We start from the raw sequence: 23218 nt of genomic DNA on the forward strand, positions 1-23218 counted from the left end.
CATGAAAACAATATTTCTTACTGCATTTTTGCTGCTTAGACTAGGATTTGCATCTGCGCAGCCCTTAGCGGTCAGGGCCTCATCCGATCTGCCCTGCATTGCCTTATCTCCCGGATCTTCCGTTCACTTCCGCTCTCCCGAGCCCATTGCCTATGCTGATATTTCCGATCCGCGGATCAAAGGGGACTTTCCGGTAAAAAATGTGCTCCGCATTAAAATCCCAACCGATTCCGTGCAGAACATAGATCCGGGCACTGACCTGGGAACCCTTACCGTTATAGGAGAGACCTTTATGGCCCAGTACCGGCTGATCAGCGCATCACCCGGCGCCTGCGGTGCTGCCGCGGACATTGAAATACTTCCCGAGGCAACAGTCGCCCTTGATCTGCAGCCCCAGCGCTTGTCCGAAGCCGATATGCGCGCGCATGCAATGGACATGCTTTTACTGCGAGGAAAAAAGCCTTTGCTGAAAACCTCATCCCAGGGCATTACCATCAGCCTGAACCGGGTATTGTGCGTGGGTGAACTCATCTTTATGGATTTAAGTTTTGAAAATTCCACTGCTTTAGCCTATGAGCCTTCCTCGCTGAGCTTCACTTTGGAAGATAAAAAGATCAATAAAGCGACAACCTCTCAGTCGGTAGCTATCAAACCGTTGTTCTCCCTTTATCCTGCCAAGCGTTTTTCAAAAGTATTCCGCAACATTTATGTGATCGGAAAGCTCACTTATCCCCCCTCAAAGCGTCTTGAAGTTACCCTGGATGAAAAGCAGCTGTCCGCAAGGAAGCTGAGCTTATCGGTAAAATACGGGGATCTGCTCACAGCGGATACTTTTTAAATCAAATGTTCATCCGGTACTATAACAAATGGAAGAAAGTAAAGAACAGCAGATGCTGCACCGTTTTATGCAGTTCTGCATTTATCTCTGCGTCAGCCTGGATATTTTCGTATTCATCTATGCGCCCAAACTCATCGATTTTCCCTGGTTTTACAGGTTTGGCCTAAGCAGGATATATGCTGTGATAACCAAACTGGCCGTTTATTCCCAGCCCCTGTATTCCAGGGCTTTTATCCTTTGCCTGATAATTCTGGTTGCTATCGGTACGCTGAGCAAAAAGGAGAAAGACCTGGACTACCGCGCTGCGATCCTTTATCCGCTCAGTGCTGGCCTGATAATCCTTCTCGGCGGGCTGTGGTTTTACCCCGGGCCGGCAAACACTTCTTTGCTGAGCCCTGGTTGGAGGGATAAAGGCTACTGCATAACACTGTTTTTAGGGACGCTGCTGGTGCATATCGCCATGGGCAATATTTCCAAGATCATCAGCTCCTCGCTGGGAAAGGACCGCTGGAATATTGAGCAGGAATCTTTTATGCAGGCCACCAGGGAAATCAAAGGACCTTACCAGGTAAGCGTACCGAGTCTTTTTTATTACCGCAAAAAAGTACACAAAGGCTTTATCAATATCTGTAACGTTTTCAGGGGAACCCTCTTGATCGGTACGCCCGGATCAGGTAAAAGTTTCGGGATCGTTATGCCCTTTATCCGCCAGCTGATCGAAAAGCAGTTCTGTATATGCGTTTATGACTTTAAGTTCGTGCGAAACGAGGCTGTGTAAGTAATTGTTCAACGGAGATTGAACCTATTGTGTCGTCAATAGTAGCCTAAGGGCACATGCATTACAAGTAATTGTTTTGTGTGAAGCTGCCCTGACAAAGTAACCCTTTCACCGGCAGGTGAAGAAGTTGAAGCCGTGAGGTGGAAACAACGACGGTAAGCATTATGCTGTCTGGGGGCGAGGCTGAAGGTATGGTCAACGAAAGTGAACTATCATTAAAAGGTCGTTAAGTCGAACAAGCCAAACAATGCTGATAGGCTTGAACCAAAAGGTGACGCAGTTGGATAATCTCTGGAATTTTGGGATTACACGAACAACAGAACTGCCGGCGTAGAGATAGGACCTAACCCTTCGTTGTTACTTACACGGAACGTTGTAAGCCCGTATCATTCCTGCGGATGCAGGAAAGCCGACTGTAAGGAAGGCCGATAGTGGTGCGGGTATGGGATTACAGAGAAAGCGAATGCTATTTTGTAATGAAATGGATAGGAGTTTAAACGTCACTCCACACGAAAGTGGGCAGACTTCTGTATATGGTAATTATTTTATAAGAAACTTTTAGAACTTTTTAAAGGAGGAAAGCAAATGAACGTAAGTAAAACAGCGTGTGCGCCTACTGACAAAGAGCTCAGCAATTGGAACAACATTGATTGGGACAAATGCAAGAATGGAGTTGGAAAGCTACAAGCACGTATTGTAAAAGCTCAGAAAGAAGGTAAACATGGTAAGGTAAAATCCTTACAATGGGTACTAACACACTCTTATTACGCCAAAGCTTTGGCTGTGAAAAGAGTAACCTCTAACAAGGGGAAGAACACAGCAGGTGTTGACAAGGTAACTTGGGATTCACCTGTTGAAAGATTAAAGGCGATTGCTGATCTGAAAAGAAAAGGGTACAATCCACAGCCTTTAAGACGGGTACATATTGAAAAAAGCAATGGGAAATTACGCCCTTTGGGTATCCCAACGATGAAGGATAGAGCAATGCAGGCTTTATATCTCATGGCATTGGAGCCGGTAGCAGAAACTAAGGCAGATAAACACTGTTATGGTTTCAGAAGAGAACGCTGCACGATGGATGCTATTACCCAGTGTCACACACTTTTGGGTAAAGAGAAACTCTCCCCAAAATGGGTTATGGAAGGAGATATTAAAGGTTGTTTTGATCACATCAGCCACCAATGGCTATTGGAGAACATCCCAATGGACAAAACCATGTTAAAAAAGTGGCTTAAATGTGGTTTCATCTTCAAGGATGAACTGTTTCCAACAGAGGAAGGAACCCCACAGGGAGGTATAATATCACCAACGCTGGCCAACATGACTCTTGATGGTTTAGAAACAGTGTTGTTGGAAAAATTCCAACGGACTACAGTAAGTGGCAAATCATATTACCCAGCCGTAAGGTTGGTAAGGTATGCTGATGATTTTATTATCACAGGAAAAACGCAGGAAGCACTGGAAAAAGAGGTTAAGCCTGTGGTTGTTGAATTCTTAAAACAAAGAGGATTAATCCTTTCTGAAGAAAAGACCAAGATAACCCATATAGACGAAGGCTTTGATTTCCTGGGTTTCAATGTCCGCAGATTTAAACATGTGGTACTTACAAGACCATCAAAGAGTGGCATGAAGAAATTCCTATTAAAGATAAAGGACATTATTAAGTCCAATCAATCTACGAGACAGGATTCACTTATACGCATGCTAAACCCTGTTATTACTGGCTGGGGCAACTACTATAAACATAGCGTTGCCTCGGATATATTTCAGAACTGCGATCACTTGATCTTTCAAAAAATATGGTCATGGTGTAATCGTCGCCATTCCGCTAACAAGGGAAGGAAATGGGTTAAACAAAAGTACTTTCAAAAGATCGGCAATCGAGACTGGTGTTTTACTTGGAAGGAGAATGAAAATGAGGATAAAAACTATCTGACATTGAAACATCTTTCCAATATAAACATAACCAGGAATGTCAAGATCCATGGAAGTGCAAACCCCTTCGACCCTACATGGAAGTACTATTTTGAAAAGCGTGAAACGTACAAAATGTTACAGACATTAAAAGGAAAGACGACTCTACTTAAGTTATGGGAGAAACAGAAACGCACATGCCCTATCTGCGGCAACAAAATTGACAGGGAATTACCGTGGGGCACTACCAAAAGTATTGTCAACAACAAGGCAATTCACGAACTTGTACATGATGGTTGTCGCAGAAGTGTTTACCTTAAAAAGAGGGCTTCTCGATGAGGTCGTCTATGTAAATAGATGGCAATTACTTGAGCCGTATGAGCTGGAAACTCTCACGTACGGTTCTTAGAGGAGAAGGCGGGAGCAATTCTGCTGACTTACTCGACTGTGATCTCGGGCAGATTGCCTATTACCATTTCCTGTTGGGAAAGCAGCAGGGGCGGCTGGAGGGCTATGCTTTCCATGTCATCAACCTCAACTGCATGGAAATGAGCCGCAGGCTCAACGTGCTTCGGGCAGATTATATCCTTACCCTGGCCGATGCCTCGGAAACCGCGGAAGCTTTGGTGGAGGCACTTAAAAAGGGGGACAAGTCTTCCGGTAGCGACCAGTTCTTTACCCAGAGTGCGGTGAATTTTCTGGCAGCCTGTATTTATTTTTTCTCGCGGTATGAATCCGGACGCTACTCGACCCTGCCGCATGTGCTCGCTTTTCTGAATGCCCCGTATGAGCAGATATTTGCTACTTTGACCTCGAACCCAGAACTGGATTCCCTGCTCTCCCCATTTATGACCGCCTACCGGGCAAAGGCTTTCGATCAGCTCGAAGGGCAGGTCGGCACGCTCAAGATCTTTATTTCCCGACTGGCCACAAAGGAAACGTTCTGGGTTTTCTCGGGCGATGATTTTCCGCTCAAGATCAGCAGCAGGTCTTCTCCCTCGATGCTGATACTGGCCAATGACCCCAACACCCAGAACATCAATTCGGCCTGTTACTCAGTGGTACTCAACCGGCTGACCAGGTTGATCAACTCAAAGGACAACCTGCCCAGCGCACTGGTGCTTGATGAACTGCCGACGCTTTATGTCCACCGGATCGAGAACCTGATCGCCACAGCCCGGTCGAACCGTGTGGCAGTGCTCATGGGGCTTCAGGAGCTTCCCCAGTTCCAGCAGCAATATGGAAAAGAAACCGCCACAACCATCTGCGCGGTAGTGGGCAATGTCCTTTCCGGATCGGTCAGGAACAAGGAAACACTGGACTGGCTGGAAAAACTCTTTGGCAAGGTAAAGCAGGTCAGCGAAAGCCTTTCCCTTGACCGCGGAAAGGCTTCTGTTTCTTTGAGCGAGCGGCTGGAATACCTTATACCATCAGGCAAGATCGCATCGCTAAAGGCCGGGGAACTGGTGGGCATGCTGGCAGGGGATATACCAGAAACCTTTAACGGTGAATTTCAGCCTTCGGCCATCAACTGCAGGGTCAATCTGGACCTGGATGCGATCTCTGCAGAAGCGTCCGCATATCCTGCCATGCCGATCTATTATGACTTCAAGGGCAAAAAGGATGAAATCCTTTTTGAAAACTTTAAACGCATCAATGCTGAGGTATCCAGGATCATCTCCAGATTCCCGGTAGGCTGAAAGGCCTTGCCCTCATACATCAAATCTTTAAACTTTAAAAAGCCAAGCTTATGCAACATTATTCAGGAATGCTTGTCCTGGCCCATGGCCGGACGGCGGAAGATGAATTAAAAATCGGGATGATCAGCAGCATCGATGCCGCCCAGGGGCGGGCAAAGATCGCTTTTGGTGATTTTTCGAGCGCCAACCTTCCCGCGCCCGATATCCTGGTCTTGAAAGATAAAAACCAGCTCTACAGGGATCTGCTCACCTCGGCATCTGTGATGGAAACAGCCGATTTTAAAGCAGTTTTCAAAGTCAGTATGCTGCAGGACCGGCCTGGCAGTGCTGCGCTGATGGAAGCTTTGGAGCTGCTCAAGGACAGACCGGGTGCCCTGCAGCTGGCAACTGTGAGTCTGCAGGAAAAGATAAACAGCTCCCTTGAGCCTCACAACGGAGCAGAAAGGGGGAAGTCGAGATGAAAAAGCGGATTTTGTTTTTGGTCCTGATCAGCGCGTTTGCACAGCATTACGCCGCCTTTGGCCAAGCGTATGCTTTTCCGGTCTTTCCCCTCATCACAACAAGCCATTTTGGCTTCCGGCGACATCCAATTACCGGGGAAGGTGGATTTCACGATGGGGTAGACCTTAGGGCAAAGGGCTGCGAGGTAAGGTCGGTGTTCAACGGGCTGGTCAGCGCCAGCGGTTATCACCGTTACCTGGGCAATTTTGTATCGATTTCCAAAGGGGAACTTAAAGCTACCTATGGTCATCTTTCTGCTTCTTTGGTTGTCCCCGGATCCAAGGTGCTGGCCGGAGAAGTGATCGGGATGTCCGGCAGTACCGGAAGGACTACAGCCGAGCACCTGCACTTCTCCCTCAGCTACCGTTCCCGTCAGATCAATCCACTGAAGTTTCTTTTTTTTCTACAGTCCTCCAAGGACACCAAACTGATCACGCCATGATAACAGACTACGAGAAACACCTGATCTCCCTTGAGGGAATATTGCAGGCGATACCGCTTGAGGGATGGACAACCCTCAGCCCGGAACAGGCCGAAATCTACGGCACCAGCGTTTGTGATGAATTGCCGACATGGGAAGGAGGGGAAGATGGATAAGCCACAAGTCCCCTTATATGTTCAGGTCGCCCAGCGGCTGATCGAACAGCTCAAGGCAGGAACCTCTCCATGGCAAAAGCCATGGAACGGCGGAGCGCCTCCCGGATTCTCAATGCCCTATAATCAGCAGAGCGGCCAACGCTACAAGGGCATCAACGCGATGAACCTTTTGCTCACTGGACGGAGTGATCCCAGGTGGCTCACCTTTAAGCAGGCCGAGGCGGCAGGTTTCAGGGTCATGCACAAAGAAAAGGGAAGCTTGATACAGTTCGTGAAAACCCATGAACTCATCAGTCTGCGTGATGAACGTGGAAAACCCCTTTATGATGATCTGGGAAACCTGTTGAGGGAAAAAGTAGCCCTAAACAGGCCCATTGTGAGCAATGCCTGGGTTTTCAATGCCGAACAGATCAGCGGCCTTCCGCCGCTTGCTGTAAATAATCGGAAAATAGACTGGGACCCCACCGAACGGGCCGAAGAGCTTATCCGTCACAGCGGTGCGCAGATCGAGCATAAGTTCATCGACCGCGCATTTTACCACATCCGCTATGATGTGATCACGATGCCTGATAGGAGCCAGTTTTCCTCATCGCAAGGATATTACGCCACTCTGCTGCATGAACTTGCACACTGGACCGGGCATCCCACACGGCTTGAACGGGAGACCCTGATGACCAGTGGAATAGAAGCCTATGCCAAGGAGGAACTCCGGGCAGAGATTGCATCTATGCTGCTGGGCGATGAGCTGCAGATTGCCCACGATCCCTCCCAGCATGCCGCCTATATAGAAAGCTGGGTATCGATACTCGAAAATACGCCCGTGGAAATCCATGCTGCGGCAATGGATGCGGAAAAAATATTTTCTTTTTTGCGGGATATTGAGCTAAAGGCGCAAAAAGACATCACCATGGCAGATGAAGCTGCAATTGCTCCAGGGCCGGTTGCGGGTTTAAACTACCTCTCTACCGGAGATGAGATCAGCTATAAGCATAATCTTTACCGCATTCAAGGACACTTGAAGCAGGGCAGGCTACATGTGCAACAGCAGCCTTCAGGCCTGCAGTTCACCCTTTCAAAATCCGATCAGCTCTACCGCTCACTGCTTGATGTCAAGCTCAGCGGCCTGCTTAAAAATCCTGCAGCGATAACTGCCCCCAGCAGTGCGGCGGACTGGGATGCAGGAACAGGAAAAATAAACAAACGCTAAATCACAAATTATGAAAACATTATTCAACGCCGGTGAGCTGCCTACTTCCCAACTGGAAAAGCTGGGCATATATCACCAGGGTCAGCTTCTGCTCGATCCCCATAATATCCGGGCCCTGCTTTCAGGCCGAAGGACCGAACTGCTTTCCCTGCGGGGCATCCATTGGGAAAATTTCAACATCGAGCGCTTGGATGCCAAGCTTTCCCTTTTCAGAAATGACCTGGGGGAAGCGGAGGTTCTGATCCACCCGATCTACAAAGAGGTAAGGAAACACCCCTTGCTTAGCGAAGAGGAAATGACCAGGCTTGCCGCTGGTGAATGCGACTATATCGGCAAGAGCATACAAAAAGAAGAAGGGCATTATTCAATGCTGAACATTGAATATGATCCGCAGACCAAAGAATTCATCACCTACGATGTCTCGAAGGTCCAGTCCCCGGATCTAATCAACGGGATGCTGCTCTCTCCCGAAGAAAAATCCGCATTCAGCAGGGGTGAGCTTTTGACCCTGAGCGACGGTACCCAGCTCCGGCACCGCGCCTCGGAGCCTCTGGGACTGCTTTCCGACCGGAAAGCACTGATCTTGTCGGTACTGCTGGACGGTGGAATTTCTTATCTGCTGCTCCGTGGGATCAGGTCTTTGAATCAAAGGGAGGCCCAGCTGGATTATGCCACCCCGGCATTTAACAGCGCATACCGGGATATGGAAGGACAGGGATCGGTAAAACATGAAAAATATGTTCTTCCCCAAAATCTTTTCAATCCTGCCCCGGAGCGCTCAAAGGGAATATCAAGATAATCTTTCCTTTCTTTTTAATGCAAACCAGTGATAAAAAAAATAAGTTATGAATCAGAACAATCTGGAATACCTTCAAAAAAGCCTGGACTATCTGGGTTTTGGAACAAAATTAAACGACGTACTGGAATCTGCTATTTACCGGCAGTTGGAAAAATTCTCCCTGGGGATCAACCAACGCTATATTCCAGGGAAATTCAGGTCTGATCCCGGAAAAGGGGTCGACCAGTTGCACTTTGACCTCAATTTTTCAAAGGCCAAAGATTCAGATGTTTATTTTCTCAACAGCTATGATGCTACACTCACACGCTACAATGATACCCCGCCGGTCTCACAGCGCTTTGATCTCGAACGGGACAACAGAATGACCGCGCTCCAGAGCTACAAGCTACTCTGCGGTCTCTCCCTGCAAAAAGACATTTATGTGAAGAATACCTCTGGGACAACTACTGCCGACCGCGAGAAGGTAGCGGTATGGTTTAGGCTGGATTTATCGGTCAGCGGTAACAACGGAAACCATCCGCTTAATAAATTTTTTCCGGGCTATGGTTATGATCTGGAAAAGACCATCGACCGATATCCGTTTAAGGGCCTTGATGAGCTGGAGAAAAAGGACGCCGTTACCAGGGCCTTGCGCTATGGTAATCTGGTGGAACTCACTCTTGACCTCAGCGGTAAGCAGCAGGCCGTATACGTTGCTGCAAATCCCAGGCTTAAAACCCTTGACATCTATACAAAAGATATGCAGCAACTTTGGGACAACCAGATCTTTTCTACCGGGCAGAACCAAGAGCAAAAGGCCGGACGGGCATTTGAAGGTGTCCTGCCTCCCCCTCAGGTGGCCCGCCAGTTTCCATGGAAACAGCAAGGGGATGAAAACGGGCCAAAGATCGGAAGGTGAATCCTTCCGGTCTGATCCTGCAGTAATACCCTTATCAATACCGCAAGGGGTTTGCATGATAATGGCAAATTAACGCTCTGAGGATTATAGAAGTGAAGTGCCTGCGGGAATTTCATAAGCTGGCCTTCCAGGTTCAAAGATCCTGGTAAATTCACTGCCTTGGGTAGTCATTTTATCTCCTAGAATCCTGATCCAGTTTCCTTCCCGCAAGCCCACAACTTTTACATTGTTCTGTGTTAAAAATTCATTGATCCTGGTTTCTCTGGTTTCGCCATTATGCTTTAAATCCGGATTGGGATCGAGGTAATGCGGGTTGATGTTGAAGGGAACAAGTCCCATGCAGTCAAAAGATGGTGGGTAAACAATGGGCATATCGTTTGTGGTTTTCATGTTGATCCCACCAATATTGCTCCCTGCGCTGCAACCCAAATAGGGTTTTCCATTTTGGATATTTTCACTCAAAGCAGTCATTAATCCGAGTTCGTGCAATGTTTTTACCAATAGAAAAGTGTTTCCGCCACCGGTAAAAAAGCCCTTTGCTTTATGAACAGCCTCAACAGGATCGGCAGATTCATGTGAACCTTTAACGCTGATGTTTAAGTTAGCAAAAAAATCACGGGCTTTAGCGGTATAGCCCTCGTGCGAAATACCACCCGGCCTGGCATAAGGTATAAACACAATTTCATCTATCCCTTTAAACAGGGTAATGATTTCCTGTTTCAGGTATTCAAGATAATTTCCACCAAAAAGGGTAGAAGTAGAGGCCAGTATCACATTCATTTCAGTAAACTTCAGGTGCAAAATTTTTGTGTCGCTGCAAAGTTAACAACACAGAGGTATTTAACTAAGATTCACCGGTAAAATTAAATGATAACTAAGCCAGCATTTTCAGACCCCCGTCAACCGCTCTGTTTCTTATCCGGCTTAAAGTTTCCAATCGCATGCCCAGATAACTGGCCAAATAACGTTGGGGCACTCTGTCCAAATCAAAAGCTGTACTTTCCAGCTTCAGGTACCGGCCCAATGCATTTGGTATCCGGGCCAGATTAGACCGCTCAGCTGCCTGGTAGCGTTGGGTTTCCAATAACTTTCTGGCAATCACATTCCATTCAGGATAATTGGAAGAAAATGAATCCGTAACCGAATAAGGAATCCGCACCAGGTAGGAATGTTCGAGGGCCTGAAGATATTCTACCGAATGGTTAGATTGTTGATTGGGATGCCGGATGGCCTCTATAATCTGATTTTCGAAACCGAACCAGGTACTGATGTCCTTTTTGCGGTCTTTAATAAATCCCCTGACCACACCGTGAAGCAAAAAATACATCGCATTGTTGGCATCTATTGGCGAGAGGATGTGTTTATGCTTTTTTACCGAAACAACCTGGCAGGAAGCTTGATAATGTGCAATAAAATCTTGGGATAGCGGATGAAGTTTTTCCAGATAACTGAAAAATGGTTTCATAAGAATACGGCTGTCAGTACCTGTTAGCATTACTTTTATTTAGGATGGAGACCAGTTAATCAGTGCTTTTTTAAATGATTGATGGATCACCCTGAAAGCACTTTTCAAATGTATCGGCTATCTTTTATAAAAGATAAAGCAGGAGGAAGATTGGTCTCTAATGATTGAACCGTTAGAGCAAAAAGCAGCTAAATGGGTTTCTGAGCACTCAATTCCTGAGAAAAATAACTTGTAGGCATAACACCTTTTTCCTTTTTAAAAGCATTGTAAAATGTAGCCTGGTTTTTAAAGCCCGATTCCTGTGCAATTGCTTCGATGGTAATTTTATCGGCAAGTACAGGGTATTGTGTTAAAAAATTTGCTACCCGGTAGCCGTTTATCCAGTCGCGGAAATTTTTGCCAATGTGGTTATTGATTACGAAAGAGCATTGGTGAACAGGAATATTGATGCGGGCAGCCAGGTCTATGATCTGTAAATCATGGTTTAGATAAAGACTGTTTTCTTCCATTTCTTTTTTGATCAGCTCAGCGTACAAAGAAATTTGCGTTTCCGAAAGGTTAAACTTTTTAGTGGATAGCCTGAGGGCTTTTGCTTTCAGGTCCGATATCGCAAAATCTTCCGGTGCACTCATTTCGTCTGAGACGACCTTTTCCCTCCATTCCTGCTTATTCCAGTCTATGGCCACGAGCAGAAAACCATAAAAAATGCTGGGTTTGTGCAGTGCATATAAAAGAATGAGCAGCAGCGCTGTGCAGTTGATTACCATAAAGGCAGCATTCTCCATCGGAACTCCAATGTTTCTCAATAAAATCGGCAATAGGCCAAGGAGCTGAAAAAATGTGGCTACTTTAAGTAAAAATATAGCCCAATACTGCGCGGTATTGCTCACTTCACCTGAGCTGATGATCCTGGATCTGATCACAGCTAGCCAGGTTAATCCAAGATAGGCTATGGTTAATACAGGCCTGAAAAAATAGTGTATATAAGAAGGAAACAGGCCACTCTTGGCGGTCAGCGACAGATAGCCTTCAGCGTGAAGTTCACTGGTGATGCGGTTCCAGTCAATGGGGGCCAAACCAGGCCAGGGAAGAATATGGATGATAGCCAGTACAGCAGGGATAAAATGAAAAAGATCTCTTTTGGTTAAGATTGGTTTTTTGGAAAGAAAACTGGTGATGTAAAGGTAAAAGCAGGCAGGCGCGGCAAAATACAGCGGCGTGAAAAACTGGAAAAAAATAGAAAGCGGTGCTGAATTTCCGGTTGTAATAAACAGTGAGTTAAGGACTTGGCCAAAACGTGAAAATAATAAAACAGACAATAATATATTCTGCCTTCTATTCCCATTTTTAGCAAAAAATAAATGGATGGAAATTAAAAGCAGGAAAAAACAGGTGGTTGCGGAGAGGAAGTTAACAAACTGCATATATAATTAAAGCAAGGTATGGCTTTAATGTCAACTAATTGGGATAATGTCTGATTTTTAAGATAAATATCAAATTAAATTTATCAATCCTTTCTCAGCTGCTTTAAAAAAAAGTTAATTTTACTTTTTGGTATGAGAGAAATTAAGAAAAACTACCTCATGCGTAAGAATTTATCGTTTACCTAGCCGTTAAAATTATTAGATGCTACTGCTTTTAGATAAGGTTAAAAATAAATTAAGGCACTTGCTTTACACATTTATACTTTACAGATTCGGATTTGGAAACCGGGTATCAAAAAGTGTATGGGAAAAACAGTTTAAAGGGGAAGATTGGGATTATCTGTACAGCGATGCAGAGAAAGACCATTACCTGACGATAGCAGGTCTTATTAAAGAGCACGGTTTGGGCAGCATTTTGGATGTTGGCTGTGGTCAGGGGGTACTTTACCACTACCTTAAATTGAAATTAGGCACCCTAAATTACTTTGGAATAGATATTTCGGCCAGTGCAGTAAGCAAAGCAAAACATTCGTTCCCTGAAGCTGGCTTTAAACAATTAGACTTTGAGTATGGGAAAATGGACGGAAAATTTGATGTAATCATTTTTAACGAAACGCTGTATTATTTCAACAGGCCGTTAAACACCATTCAAAAATGTATTGATCAGAATTTAAACAGGGGAGGATATTTTATCATTTCCATGTGCGATTACACAGGTCATGAGGTAATATGGCAGAAACTGAATCAGCGTTTCAATTTTATTTCTTTTGAAGAAATTAAAAACGATAATAATCAAAAATGGAAAGTGGGGCTTTTTAAGGCTTAATCAACTTGTAAAGCGAAAGCAGCGGATCGAGTAGATTGCGCATCAGTTGATAGCTTTGGCTCAGTTTGTAAGCGATAGATTTGGCAGTATCCGCTTGGTGTATGCCTATTCTGCGCAGGGCTAAATTATTTTGCCTGGGTTGATAAATGGAGAGGCCATATTGATAAGCACATTGTTTCAACAATAATCGGTACCGCTTCGGAACCTCCCCGTAGGGATAGGTAAAGGTGTAAATTTGTTTATTGAGCAGTGCCTCAAGGTATTGTTTAGATGCCGAGATTTCTTCTGTAAATTCTGTTTCATTAATTTCGCTCGCCCTTAAATGGTGTTGGCCATGGCTTGCTATTTCCATGCCCTGGCTGCTTAAATACTGTAATTGTTCAGCATCCATCAAAGCGACCTTGGCAAAACCCTGTTCTGCTACATCCCACATGTTAAACCCACCAATTTGCGCGGTAGGAATAGAAAAAACAGCTTTCATTTTCCGTTTAATTAACTCAGGGACAGCATAATCAAAAAGTGTAGCCGGGCAATCATCAAAGCTAATGACAACTAATTTTTGATGAGAAGCAGCGTTTCCTGTACTAATCGCATCGAAAGTGGTGGTAATCAGATTTTTTTGCTCAATGAGATCAAGAAGGAGGTTAAACTGTCGGGTGCTGATGCTCCAATTACTGATTCCTTTTCCAGGCAAATCAACAATATGGTGAAGCATAATAATCGGAATAGCCATGTATTAAAGAATTTTCCGCTCCTTAATATTAACTGCCGGGTTACCCTGGTTGATGGTGTAAGCTTCAAGATCTTTTGTGGCCATGCTGCCCATGGTCAATACCGAATGGCTTTTGACCCTCAATCCAGGTCCAACTATAGCACCCGCTCCAATCCACGCGCCTTCCTCTATGGTAATGGGCTTTGTAATTAAATCGAAGCTTGTTTTACTGAAATCATGGTTTCCCGTTATTAACATGGCCTGCTGCGAGATACAACAGTTTTCGGCAATATGGACGAAATCTAAATTTTCGATGTAACAGTCGGCCAGCCAGCTGTAATTACCAATGGTAAGCTTCCATGGGTATTTAATGTGGATTCCGGGCTTAATCCTTACCTCTTTCCCAATTTTTGCGCCAAAAAGCCTTAAGATAAAAACAAGTAATGCACTAAATGGTACCATTCTGCTTTTAAAAAAGAAAACATCCGTAAAATACCATAAAAACTGTTTTATGGTCGAAGCACCAATTTTGAAGTTGCCTGTATTAAAGTTTTTATGGAGCTGAGTCTTGTTCAAATTGAATTAATCTTGTGTTGGCTCTTCTACGGCTACGGCTTCTATATTTCCCTTGACTTTAGTGTTTTTTTTGATCCAGAGGTATAACATTACAAAAATGCAGATGTATACAATCACATTAAAAATTTCGTGGTGGTAGGTGAAATTTTGGCGCTGGGATTCGAAGAAGCCAAGCAGCACACCCAAGCCGGCAATGCGGCAAATGTTCAAAATATAAATGGTTACCAATCCAATTGCGAGCATTTTAAGGGTCGATTTCCAGGGCGCAGGGAAAGCCAGTACAAAAGCAGCTAAAAAACTCATCACACCAAGGCCGAGGCACGAGTAATTAATCCGGAGGTATGGGCCTGCTACAACCATTACATCAGAATCATTGTAAATGGCATAAAATCCAAAAGCCTTAATAATCCAAACCGCAGGTACAATCAAGGCCGTTTTTAAGCCCTGGATATAGTTTAAATGCTGCGCAAAATAAGCATTGTAAAATCTTGCACCCTCGTTCATTACGCTATTCATAAAGAGGTTGCCCTGACTAAATAAAATATACAATACGAACAGTGCAATTACAAACTTAATTGCTTTTTTATCTGCTTGTTTCTTGGCCTGTTTAATCTGGATTTCGTTCATATGCTTATTGCAATTCGGTATAAAGGTATGGTTTTTCTTTTTTTGATTAATTATTAACCTTGCTGATCATCAGTCTAGTAATCTGTTAATTTTTTTATCCACCAGTTTCCTGAACCAGAGTCCTTGCAGGTAATGAAACTTTCTGGCGGTTTTATTATCCAGCATGCCCAATTGGAACACCATCCGGTAACTGTAATATAAATAGGGGCGTAAACCGAGCGGTAACTTCCACCAAAGCCTTTTTAACCAGGCTTTTTTTTCATCCGGATTGCCCCATAAATTTGGTTTCAAGGTTTGAATCCGTAAGTTCCGCATCCTTTCAACCTCTTCCTGGGCAATAAGGTCGCTATATTTTTCATGTTTTTGCAGCCAGAAATTGATGTCGTTTTCTTTGAGGTTTTCCTCTAGCAAATGCCCGTTCTTCCAGGTAACAGTTTTACCAGGGGCAATAAAACGATGGTCCATATTCTCATTCAGGTCCGAATAACCGATCCCCGTTCTGAACATTTTCAACAGATAAAGCGGGTAGTAGCCACCATAGCGGATCCAGCTTCCCTGAAAATAGTTTTTGCGGTTAAAATAAATCCCGTTAATGTTTTCATAATCTGCATCCCTAAACTGTATAAGTTGCGCAAAAAGTGCCGGGGTTACAACCTGGTCAGCATCCAGTCCGATGGTCCAGGGAGTGGTAATATTGAAGTTTTTCAAAGCAAAATCCCATTGTTTGGGATGGTTGATAAAAGCATGCTCTTTAATTTCCGCACCGTAGGTTTTGGCAATGTTTAAAGTTTCATCCCTGCTTCCGCTATCCAGAATAAATATTTTCGCCTGTAAATCTTTAATCGATTCCAGCAAGCGGGGCAGATGAACTTCCTCGTTAAAGGTTAAAATAATAATACTGAATTCGCTGTTCATTAAATCACCTGATCGTAAAGTTTCAAATACCGTTTGGCCAAAACCTGGTCATCAAAATCTTTGTTGATCATTTCTGGTGCCATTTGGCGGATCTTGTGCCGGCTTTCGTGATCTTCATACGATCTTAATAACGTTGCTTTAATGTCAATAGCTTCCAAAGCTGATACCCAGCCCAGTTGCCGATCGATAACATAATCTGATAAGCCAACCTGGTTTGAAATTAAAACAGGCGTTCCAACACTCAAACTCTCGATCACCACATTGGCGAAATTTTCATTAAAGGAAGTTAAAACCAGTAAATCATGTTGGGCCATTACTTCATATTTGTAATGGTTATCCACCTGCCCGATCCAATTAATACGCTCATGGAGATTTAAATTTTGGGCTTTTAATTTTAAGCTTTGCAGGTATGCTGCTTTTCCCGAACCTGCAATGGTTAACTGCCAGTTTATCTCCAGTAAGGAAAGGGCTTCGAAAAGCAATTCAAGTCCCTTTTTTTCTTCAATACGTGAAAGAAAAATTAAACGGAAAACCGAAGGATTATCGTTTGATATGGCTAACTGCGAACCGAAAACTGGCTTTTGAATATTTACTAAATTAGGAATTACAGTAATGCTTTTTGGGCTAACAATCTCGAGTATATCCTTCTTTTCGTGCTCACTAGTGGCGTGGATATGGCAGTATTGCAAGAGTTTTTTTCCTATCGATTGATGCAGGAGTTTTTTAAAAAATGAATTGCGGTTGGTTTGGGTATAGGAGGTTAACATTCCCCTTGGAGAGAGTATAACAGGTATTTTATACCATTTTGCTAGCCAACAACTCAATACCGAAACCAGGTTCCACCAGGCATGAATATGGATAATGAGTTTGGCGTTTGGAGTGTCAATCTTGTGTGTTTTAATACTGCTGTCGCTCTTAACTAAGCTTGCATTCAGCTTGATATGTTGTCGAAGGGCTCGCCTTAAACCCAACAATAATCCAGGCGAAAAATGACTATGATCTTTAGTCCACCGTTTAAAATAGGTTACTTTTACCCCTTCAACCAAAACAGGTTTGCCTATGCTTACTACGAGTTCTTCATTACCATTGGCGTTTGTTGTAAGTACTTCTAACGCTGGGCATTTATCATACTGAGCGTAGTCGAAGTTTTTTTGTTGAACAACTTCGCTTAACGTTTCACACAATTTACCCACACTTTGTATTGGTCCGCCATAAATAAAGGCGGGTTTATAGGAGGCTGTGATTTGGATGATTTTCAAATTAAATTTTAATCTGTTGTAAAAATCTTTTTAACGCGAAACGGCGGATCAATTCGTAAATGAGTAAGTACATCAATAACCCACCGATGAGTTTATTCAATGCGGATTCAAATAAATAAATTAAGATAAACAAGGGTATAATCATCGCAGTACCGATTAATTTATCAGGGCTGCTGGTCATTACATATTTATAAACAAGGCCTATTAACAGCCCATAGCCAAATAAGCTGATAAACATTCCTGGTACACCAAAATCGATATAGTTTTCAGTCATGTAACCTAAACTGATTGATGCTCCCTGTTCTGTTCCGGCTACCATCATACCTGAATATTTCCGAGTCGTTTCAGAATCGTCAATAGCGGCTTTATTCGGGAAGAAAATACGGGGCTGAAGTACCCTGCCTACTGCGTCACCCCATAACCTGCCATGCGTGTGCGGAATAACCCTGGGTACATAGTCGATTGTTGCCGAGAAGAAATCAATATAGGATAAACGGTCAACGGTTTGTTTGAAGCCTAGAGCGATATCATCCTGATTAACTTTTCCAACCAACTCTCCGAGTTTGGATAGTGATTCGCCCGTGGAGCGAATACTGTTTTGGTTCATAGCTCCACCATTAAGGTACTGCCTGTATTCAGGTTTTACGTATTGCCAAAGAATTAAGGCATACATTAAACTTACAGAAACCGCAGCTAGGGGCAATATTTGTTTCGGTTTCAAATCTTTGCTATAAATGATGATCATGCCGCCAAAAATGACTAAAAAGTAGTCTTTGAAGCTGGAGAAAAACCCCGTTAAGCTCATAATCACTTCTGCAACGGCGATAATGACGAATAATTTAAACTGCTTGGTATAAAGACAGCTCAACATAAAAATAAAAAACACCATCCACTTGAAATCAGCAATCTTGGAGATGGGTTGCTGTAATCCCCCAAACCTAAAAGATCCGTCCGAAATTATGGGGTATAGGATGGTCACAATAATATAAACAGGTATAATCTTTCTTGAATCATATTTTAAAGCATGTTTAAAATAATCTACATCTGCTAAATCGAACTTACGTAATATAACAAAAAGACCTAGTCCGATAGATAGTAAACCAATGTTACTATAATAAAAGGCCTCTTCAATATTTTTATAGTTTTCAAATGTGCTGGCAAAATCAATTCTTTCAAAATTTGCATAAAATACTTTAATATTAATGGAGAGCCATTGAAGCATTAAACCAATAAAAATAAAAGGCGACTCATTCTTTTTCCATACCAGCGATAACAGGATAAATGGAATAAGTACAGCAAAAATTGTTAATAAAGGGTTAGTACTGCTTACAGCATATATTAGTAATAGCGCAAGAAATATTTTACCCGATGAATTTATTGATTTGAATTTTTTCAAACTAATTTATGTGGTTTTATAAGCCTATATTTTTGAACAAATTCTTCTAGCTTGGTGGAGAATAGGATTGTAAATAGTAAAATAACTGCTGTTTCTAACAAACTCAATTTATAGAAGCTACAAAGAGTCAAAACGACATAATGTATCACATATAAAGCATAGCTTCCCCTACCTACGAAATAAAATAAAAAAGTAATTACTGATGCTATTTTCACCAAATATTTTTTAACCCTGACAATAGTTCGTAATCGAAGCACCCAATAATAAAGGCTAACAAGTAGTAATCCCTTGAATACTATTTTTAATGTATCAGATTGTAGAAGTGATGGATCGAAATAAGCAATTATACCCGGGATAAAAATAATAATGAATAAAATATCATTTTTTTTGTTTTGTGAATAATATTGAAATAGCAGGTAACCATAATACCAAACCACGAATAAACTTGCAAAACTAAACCATGGCGTGAAATATAAATAATGATTTAATGTAATGGAACCAACAGTTAACAGCATTAGCAAAATTGAAATTATGGTAGAATGGTTTAATGAAAGTTTCGTTAGTAAATAAGAGAATAAAACAAAGAAAACATAAAAAAACATTTCATAACTTAATGACCATACTGGCCCGTTGTTTCCGTATGGAGTAAACCAATGTACAGTGCTCGAAGGTGTCTGCAAGAATAATAAGTTGCCTAAAAAATTGGTTAAATGATAGGCAGCATCATCATTTGATTTTTCTGTTATCACACCACACAGAAAAGTGATAAACAAAGCAAAAAGATAAATAGGCATAATTCTTCTTAGCCTTTTATAAAAGTATATTTTGCTTTCAGTTCTATTTGCCGGTGCAAAACCTCTTTGAGCCAAACCTATACAAAAACCAGATATAATAAAAAAAAACAAAACTGCTTCACCATTCAATTCAGAAATAAAATCTATAGCATTCCAAACTGATAAATTTACAAGGGGTTTAATCTTATAGCCATTAAATACTATAAAATGATGAAAAAGGACGATTAAGGCAGCTAGACCTCTCAATGCATCCAGAATTTTTATTCTACCCTTTTTCAATTGCGTTGGTTATTGCATCCACTTGCTTCTCTATCGACCAATTTTGTATTATTTTTTGTGAGTGAGCCCCCATTTCCATTAAGTCTCGTGTTAACATCAATTCCAGCTTTATTTTAAGTTCTATTTCATTTTCTGATTCAAATAGATACCCGTTTTTACCTTCTTGTATAAGGTCCTTACCGCATCCAACTTTGTCCGAAACCAATACTGCCTTCCCCGCTGCCATGGCTTCATTTACAGCTAATCCCCAGGTTTCTGCAGGCCCTTTTGAAGGTAGGCAAAATAGATCGCAAGCTTGGTGAATCACCGGCATCATAAGCTGGTTTTGAAAATCCATAAAATGAATTCTTTCATTACAGTTGTCACCCTGAGTTTGCCGAAGGGCTGTATTTTTAAGTTTTTCTTCCAACTCCCCATTTCCTACAAAAAGAAGGTGGGTATTGGAATGATTCAAATTAAGAAAGGCTTCCAGTAAAATTAAAGGATTTTTCTTCTCCTCGAACTTTCCGGCATTTAAGATCAAGATTTCATTTTGAGCAATACCCAGATGGGCACGTAATTTCACTACCTCATCTTTTCTGCTTTGTCCAAATCGGTCATTATCTACAGCATGTGGAGCATGGATCAGTTTATAATTTGCCACTCCCATAGCTTTAAAATATGCCTTATTGGCTGTTCCCACATAAAACGCGGTATCAATATGGGTATAAACCCAGGTTAAAAAAAATCTTCTGCTCAAGTTCTTTAACCCTGGTCGATTATCCAACAAAGTAGAATCGCCCCTAAACCACACAGGTATTTTTCCTTTAAAATGCCTCATTACAGTTAAATGGCTCTGATAAGCCCAGCCATAAACCAGTATGGCTGCTGGTTCAAATTGGCCAATTAACGTTATTAAATCTGGATTTTTAATTCCGGAAAAGTGGTTATATCCTGGCTTTTTTGCCAGGTTTTTTACAAAAGTATAATTATAGCCCTCCAATAAAGGGATGTCCCATTCTATAGTCTTGCCAAAACCAGCATCGTAATTCAGCCCATCTATTTTACCGGCCGTATAAAACACCATTAATGAACATTGTTTACTTAACAACTCAAATACCTTACTATAGTATTGAATAGGATGCGAAATAACGATGGCCAGCTTTTTCAAATGGTTTTTTTATAATCTAAATTATCCATCGGCTAAATCTGTGATAACAGGTGCTTCGTCTGATGATTTTCAATGCTTAGATCAAATAAATCACATTGTCTTTTGGTAGTCGCTCTTGCCCGGTATTGCTCAAATTCCGTCCAATCAGTTTCTGGCTTGGCTAAAGTATTATCCGCAACACCTTTTAAAAAAGTATAAATCGTTTCCATTGCCGTTTTATAATTTAATATATCCGCAACGTAGCCCGCCCTGCAATCTATAAGAGATTGTGCCGCACTGCTTTCCAAATTAAAAATGGCTAAGATTGGCTTCTCCGTCATAATATAAGGATATATTTTTGATGCTGTATATGCTGGTTTTTCATGGCCGGGTATAAAAAGTGCATCAGCACTTTGCAGGTTAAAAATACTCTCATAAAAAGATATCCTGTCGGTCTGTTCTGTCACGTAATCTCCTACACCTAATTTCTCTGATACGCTATAAAGTGTTTTTTCGCCACTTCCTAAAGGGGCATAACTGGTGCCAATAAAATGAAATCTCAGTTTCTGAAAGTTCTTGAAATCTTTTTTTAATCCAATTTTAAACCCTTTAAGCAATTGCATTATCGCTTTTTGCATATCAAAGCCCCCTCTGCCAACATATACAATATGCTTAAATGCAGGGCTGTTATCATAAGCGAGTTTAAGTTCATTTTTATGATTTGCCGCAATTTCAAGATCTTGCCTAAATCCTCCAAAAGTGATAGTGGCAGTGGGCAGTTTTGCAAGATGAGGATATCTTTTAATAAGATCATCAATATATGCATCCGATACTGACATTATACCATCAACATCTTTCATTGCCACAGGTTCTAAATATTTATCCAAACGGTAGGAGAACCAATATTTTTTTGGCCTTTTGTATTTAGGTTTATCTTCGTAGTAATTGGTAAACCAGGGGTCTTGCATATCAATAATGTACGGTATGCCAAATTTCTTTTTCCAATAAGGTCCTAAAGCACATACAGGAAACTGCGTAGTAGAAAAAAAGATAAGATCAAACTTTTCTTTTCTTAATAAACGGTTAACATAACTTTTATAAAACCAAAGCGACCTTAAAGCAATACTGCCTAAACCAAATTTATAAGTCAGCTTTTTAGGTAGGGCAATAACCCTGTGAATTTTGATGTGTGCAGGAACGGAATCATTTAAAAGGTAATCGAAAACAGCATCCGTATATTGTTCTCCAACGCATACAATTTCTGCACTCCAATCAAAGTCCTGATAAAATGGTAAGCTCATCCTTACCCGTTGCATATCTGCAGCATTTGAAGGGACAAAATAAGGCGAGATGATTAAGACTTTTTTCAATTTTTTAGTGTATTGGCAATTAAGTTAAGAAATTTTTGGCTTTCGTATTCCCAATTTAATTTATCTTGTCCAAGTTGAAAGGCACGAATGCGATGATTCAAAAGGAGTTGTCTGTCTGTGAAATAATGATCAAGAACAGTGACCAGATTTTCGTAACTATCCTTTTTAAAAACGAAGCCAATATCCTGATAAACAGCAAAAAAATCTTTTTGGGCACTGGTATCTGTTGCAATGGTTGCAAGCCCAGATTGAATGTAAGTGAAAATTTTGTTTGTTAAACAGATATCACGGTTTAGAGGCGCGCCAATTTCGGTAGCTAATCCGATATCGAACTGTGCAGCAAAATCTAGCAGTTCCGAGCTTCCAATAGGTTGATGAAAAAAAAGCTTTGACTTACATTTCTCAGCTAATTTAAAAAGATAATCTTTGTATGACATATTGATGTCGCCTAACAGGTGTAGTTCAAAAGTATTTTCAGAATGAGATAAGGCTTTAATTATTAATTCTAAACCTCTGCCTTTGCCAATCGTTTGAGAAAACCAAAATAGCTTAATGTCCTTATTAATAATAATAGGGCTTGCATTATTTTTAGAGGGGAAGACGTTATTGATCGTGATTCCGCACAAGTTTTGATAAAGTTTTTCGTATGTTTTATTGATAAGCGGACTGGCAGTTGTTAAATAATCTATCTGATTTATATATTTATCTTCAATTTGCTTCACATTTTTATAATTTAAATCCTGATGATCGTCGCTGTCAATATTCCGATAGAAATCTTCAGCATCAAAACCACATTTCTTGTTATTTTTTTTTGCTAGTTTGACAATCACAGAAAGTGCAGCTAAATTATGACCGATGTATAAATCAGCATCAAACTTCCTGGCTTTAGTATACAATAGCCAAGATACACGGTGGTAAACTAAATCAATTGGTAAAATATTCTTAGTGAGCTTGTGGGCCAACCTTGTGAAATAATAGTAGGCTGAGCCATATTTACCACCTACTAATATAAAATCGTCATTTAACGACCGTTGGTGTGATGATGCCCATTTATTCTTTTCTGCAAATAGGACCTTTACATTATATCCGTTGGCTTTCAATACATTATATTCTTTAAGCAAACGTGGGTTTTGTGCTGGTGGAAAAGGGCTAAGTAATAAAATTTTGCTCAAAACTATGTTGTTGGGAAGTTATTGGTAAGCATAAGTCTCACT

At 41.8% G+C, this 23218-nt stretch carries 24 protein-coding genes; 11 read left to right on the forward strand and 13 right to left on the reverse strand.

Annotation, left to right across the window (positions count from 1 at the left end; genetic code table 11):
• The first annotated feature begins 1 nt into the window (after window position 1).
• The 10 genes from ACZZZW_RS08635 (at window position 2) to ACZZZW_RS08680 (ending at window position 9232) form a co-directional block, all read left to right on the forward strand.
• Window positions 2-838, forward strand: coding sequence for a DUF4138 domain-containing protein (locus ACZZZW_RS08635; protein ID WP_463492944.1), 837 nt, complete (start codon window positions 2-4; stop codon window positions 836-838).
• A gap of 28 nt (window positions 839-866) precedes the next feature.
• Window positions 867-1616 carry a YWFCY domain-containing protein gene (locus ACZZZW_RS08640; protein ID WP_463492945.1) on the forward strand — a complete coding sequence of 250 codons (750 nt, stop codon included), beginning with the start codon at window positions 867-869 and terminating at the stop codon, window positions 1614-1616.
• A gap of 585 nt (window positions 1617-2201) precedes the next feature.
• Complete coding sequence (gene ltrA / locus ACZZZW_RS08645; protein ID WP_463492946.1) at window positions 2202-3869, forward strand: group II intron reverse transcriptase/maturase; 1668 nt, start codon at window positions 2202-2204, stop codon at window positions 3867-3869.
• A gap of 38 nt (window positions 3870-3907) precedes the next feature.
• Complete coding sequence (locus ACZZZW_RS08650; RefSeq protein ID WP_463492947.1) at window positions 3908-5230, forward strand: type IV secretory system conjugative DNA transfer family protein; 1323 nt, start codon at window positions 3908-3910, stop codon at window positions 5228-5230.
• Between the two features lie 50 nt (window positions 5231-5280).
• On the forward strand, window positions 5281-5691 hold the full coding sequence (locus ACZZZW_RS08655; RefSeq protein ID WP_463492948.1) for a hypothetical protein: 411 nt from the start codon (window positions 5281-5283) through the stop codon (window positions 5689-5691).
• Complete coding sequence (locus ACZZZW_RS08660; protein ID WP_463492949.1) at window positions 5688-6173, forward strand: M23 family metallopeptidase; 486 nt, start codon at window positions 5688-5690, stop codon at window positions 6171-6173. The genes ACZZZW_RS08655 and ACZZZW_RS08660 overlap by 4 nt, the downstream gene beginning before the upstream one ends.
• Complete coding sequence (locus tag ACZZZW_RS08665) at window positions 6170-6328, forward strand: hypothetical protein (protein WP_157255524.1); 159 nt, start codon at window positions 6170-6172, stop codon at window positions 6326-6328. The genes ACZZZW_RS08660 and ACZZZW_RS08665 overlap by 4 nt, the downstream gene beginning before the upstream one ends.
• Complete coding sequence (locus ACZZZW_RS08670) at window positions 6321-7535, forward strand: ArdC family protein (RefSeq protein WP_463492950.1); 1215 nt, start codon at window positions 6321-6323, stop codon at window positions 7533-7535. The genes ACZZZW_RS08665 and ACZZZW_RS08670 overlap by 8 nt, the downstream gene beginning before the upstream one ends.
• 10 nt (window positions 7536-7545) lie before the next feature.
• Window positions 7546-8334, forward strand: a complete 789-nt coding sequence (locus ACZZZW_RS08675) for a DUF4099 domain-containing protein (protein ID WP_463492951.1) — start codon at window positions 7546-7548, stop codon at window positions 8332-8334.
• Window positions 8335-8380: 46 nt separating this feature from the next.
• Window positions 8381-9232, forward strand: a complete 852-nt coding sequence (locus ACZZZW_RS08680) for a hypothetical protein (protein WP_463492952.1) — start codon at window positions 8381-8383, stop codon at window positions 9230-9232.
• An 84-nt stretch (window positions 9233-9316) separates the two neighbouring features.
• Here the strand turns inward: ACZZZW_RS08680 and pepE are convergent, their stop codons facing one another.
• The 3 genes from pepE to ACZZZW_RS08695 all read right to left on the reverse strand — a co-directional run bounded on the left by pepE (window position 9317) and on the right by ACZZZW_RS08695 (window position 12121).
• On the reverse strand, window positions 9317-10012 hold the full coding sequence (gene pepE / locus ACZZZW_RS08685) for a dipeptidase PepE (RefSeq protein WP_463492953.1): 696 nt from the start codon (window positions 10010-10012) through the stop codon (window positions 9317-9319).
• 94 nt (window positions 10013-10106) lie between these two features.
• Window positions 10107-10697 carry a Crp/Fnr family transcriptional regulator gene (locus ACZZZW_RS08690; RefSeq protein ID WP_463492954.1) on the reverse strand — a complete coding sequence of 197 codons (591 nt, stop codon included), beginning with the start codon at window positions 10695-10697 and terminating at the stop codon, window positions 10107-10109.
• A gap of 188 nt (window positions 10698-10885) precedes the next feature.
• On the reverse strand, window positions 10886-12121 hold the full coding sequence (locus tag ACZZZW_RS08695) for a helix-turn-helix domain-containing protein (RefSeq protein WP_055915378.1): 1236 nt from the start codon (window positions 12119-12121) through the stop codon (window positions 10886-10888).
• Between the two features lie 202 nt (window positions 12122-12323).
• Here ACZZZW_RS08695 and ACZZZW_RS08700 point away from each other — a divergent pair, with 202 nt between their 5' ends.
• Entirely contained in the window at window positions 12324-12947 is a 624-nt protein-coding gene (locus tag ACZZZW_RS08700; RefSeq protein WP_463492955.1) for a class I SAM-dependent methyltransferase, read from the forward strand.
• On the opposite strand, the gene ACZZZW_RS08705 is transcribed toward ACZZZW_RS08700, so the two are convergent.
• The 10 genes from ACZZZW_RS08705 to ACZZZW_RS08750 all read right to left on the reverse strand — a co-directional run bounded on the left by ACZZZW_RS08705 (window position 12937) and on the right by ACZZZW_RS08750 (window position 23176).
• Window positions 12937-13680 (reverse strand): polysaccharide deacetylase family protein, encoded by a 744-nt coding sequence (locus ACZZZW_RS08705; RefSeq protein ID WP_463492956.1) that lies wholly within the window; start codon window positions 13678-13680, stop codon window positions 12937-12939. The genes ACZZZW_RS08700 and ACZZZW_RS08705 overlap by 11 nt on opposite strands.
• Window positions 13681-13683: 3 nt before the next feature.
• Window positions 13684-14235 (reverse strand): WcaF family extracellular polysaccharide biosynthesis acetyltransferase, encoded by a 552-nt coding sequence (locus ACZZZW_RS08710; RefSeq protein ID WP_055915370.1) that lies wholly within the window; start codon window positions 14233-14235, stop codon window positions 13684-13686.
• 6 nt (window positions 14236-14241) lie between these two features.
• Window positions 14242-14862 carry an exosortase Y gene (gene xrtY / locus ACZZZW_RS08715; protein ID WP_463492957.1) on the reverse strand — a complete coding sequence of 207 codons (621 nt, stop codon included), beginning with the start codon at window positions 14860-14862 and terminating at the stop codon, window positions 14242-14244.
• A gap of 69 nt (window positions 14863-14931) precedes the next feature.
• Entirely contained in the window at window positions 14932-15777 is an 846-nt protein-coding gene (locus tag ACZZZW_RS08720) for a glycosyltransferase family 2 protein (protein WP_055915363.1), read from the reverse strand.
• Entirely contained in the window at window positions 15777-17036 is a 1260-nt protein-coding gene (locus tag ACZZZW_RS08725) for an XrtY-associated glycosyltransferase XYAG1 (RefSeq protein WP_463492958.1), read from the reverse strand. Before ACZZZW_RS08725 ends, ACZZZW_RS08720 begins: the two co-directional genes overlap by 1 nt.
• 1 nt (window position 17037) lies before the next feature.
• A complete protein-coding gene (locus ACZZZW_RS08730; protein WP_463492959.1) occupies window positions 17038-18432 on the reverse strand; it encodes a hypothetical protein in 1395 nt (464 codons plus the stop codon).
• Window positions 18429-19505: an acyltransferase family protein gene (locus ACZZZW_RS08735; RefSeq protein WP_463492960.1), complete on the reverse strand. Its 1077-nt coding sequence runs from the start codon at window positions 19503-19505 to the stop codon at window positions 18429-18431. Before ACZZZW_RS08735 ends, ACZZZW_RS08730 begins: the two co-directional genes overlap by 4 nt.
• Entirely contained in the window at window positions 19492-20325 is an 834-nt protein-coding gene (locus ACZZZW_RS08740) for a glycosyltransferase family 4 protein (protein ID WP_463492961.1), read from the reverse strand. Before ACZZZW_RS08740 ends, ACZZZW_RS08735 begins: the two co-directional genes overlap by 14 nt.
• A 362-nt stretch (window positions 20326-20687) precedes the next feature.
• Window positions 20688-22004 carry a glycosyltransferase gene (locus tag ACZZZW_RS08745; RefSeq protein WP_463492962.1) on the reverse strand — a complete coding sequence of 439 codons (1317 nt, stop codon included), beginning with the start codon at window positions 22002-22004 and terminating at the stop codon, window positions 20688-20690.
• Entirely contained in the window at window positions 22001-23176 is a 1176-nt protein-coding gene (locus tag ACZZZW_RS08750; protein ID WP_463492963.1) for a glycosyltransferase family protein, read from the reverse strand. Before ACZZZW_RS08750 ends, ACZZZW_RS08745 begins: the two co-directional genes overlap by 4 nt.
• Between the last annotated feature and the right edge of the window lie 42 nt (window positions 23177-23218).

Source organism: Pedobacter sp. AC379, from assembly GCF_979258145.1.

Bases quoted from the DNA above. Each gene is read 5' to 3' on its own strand.
- ACZZZW_RS08635 (WP_463492944.1), top strand. From the start codon at position 2: ATGAAAACAATATTTCTTACTGCATTTTTGCTGCTTAGACTAGGATTT.
- ACZZZW_RS08640 (WP_463492945.1), top strand. From the start codon at position 867: ATGGAAGAAAGTAAAGAACAGCAGATGCTGCACCGTTTTATGCAGTTC.
- ltrA (WP_463492946.1), top strand. From the start codon at position 2,202: ATGAACGTAAGTAAAACAGCGTGTGCGCCTACTGACAAAGAGCTCAGC.
- ACZZZW_RS08650 (WP_463492947.1), top strand. From the start codon at position 3,908: ATGAGCTGGAAACTCTCACGTACGGTTCTTAGAGGAGAAGGCGGGAGC.
- ACZZZW_RS08655 (WP_463492948.1), top strand. From the start codon at position 5,281: ATGCAACATTATTCAGGAATGCTTGTCCTGGCCCATGGCCGGACGGCG.
- ACZZZW_RS08660 (WP_463492949.1), top strand. From the start codon at position 5,688: ATGAAAAAGCGGATTTTGTTTTTGGTCCTGATCAGCGCGTTTGCACAG.
- ACZZZW_RS08665 (WP_157255524.1), top strand. From the start codon at position 6,170: ATGATAACAGACTACGAGAAACACCTGATCTCCCTTGAGGGAATATTG.
- ACZZZW_RS08670 (WP_463492950.1), top strand. From the start codon at position 6,321: ATGGATAAGCCACAAGTCCCCTTATATGTTCAGGTCGCCCAGCGGCTG.
- ACZZZW_RS08675 (WP_463492951.1), top strand. From the start codon at position 7,546: ATGAAAACATTATTCAACGCCGGTGAGCTGCCTACTTCCCAACTGGAA.
- ACZZZW_RS08680 (WP_463492952.1), top strand. From the start codon at position 8,381: ATGAATCAGAACAATCTGGAATACCTTCAAAAAAGCCTGGACTATCTG.
- pepE (WP_463492953.1), bottom strand. From the start codon at position 10,012: ATGAATGTGATACTGGCCTCTACTTCTACCCTTTTTGGTGGAAATTAT.
- ACZZZW_RS08690 (WP_463492954.1), bottom strand. From the start codon at position 10,697: ATGAAACCATTTTTCAGTTATCTGGAAAAACTTCATCCGCTATCCCAA.
- ACZZZW_RS08695 (WP_055915378.1), bottom strand. From the start codon at position 12,121: ATGCAGTTTGTTAACTTCCTCTCCGCAACCACCTGTTTTTTCCTGCTT.
- ACZZZW_RS08700 (WP_463492955.1), top strand. From the start codon at position 12,324: ATGCTACTGCTTTTAGATAAGGTTAAAAATAAATTAAGGCACTTGCTT.
- ACZZZW_RS08705 (WP_463492956.1), bottom strand. From the start codon at position 13,680: ATGGCTATTCCGATTATTATGCTTCACCATATTGTTGATTTGCCTGGA.
- xrtY (WP_463492957.1), bottom strand. From the start codon at position 14,862: ATGAACGAAATCCAGATTAAACAGGCCAAGAAACAAGCAGATAAAAAA.
- ACZZZW_RS08720 (WP_055915363.1), bottom strand. From the start codon at position 15,777: ATGAACAGCGAATTCAGTATTATTATTTTAACCTTTAACGAGGAAGTT.
- ACZZZW_RS08740 (WP_463492961.1), bottom strand. From the start codon at position 20,325: ATGAGGCATTTTAAAGGAAAAATACCTGTGTGGTTTAGGGGCGATTCT.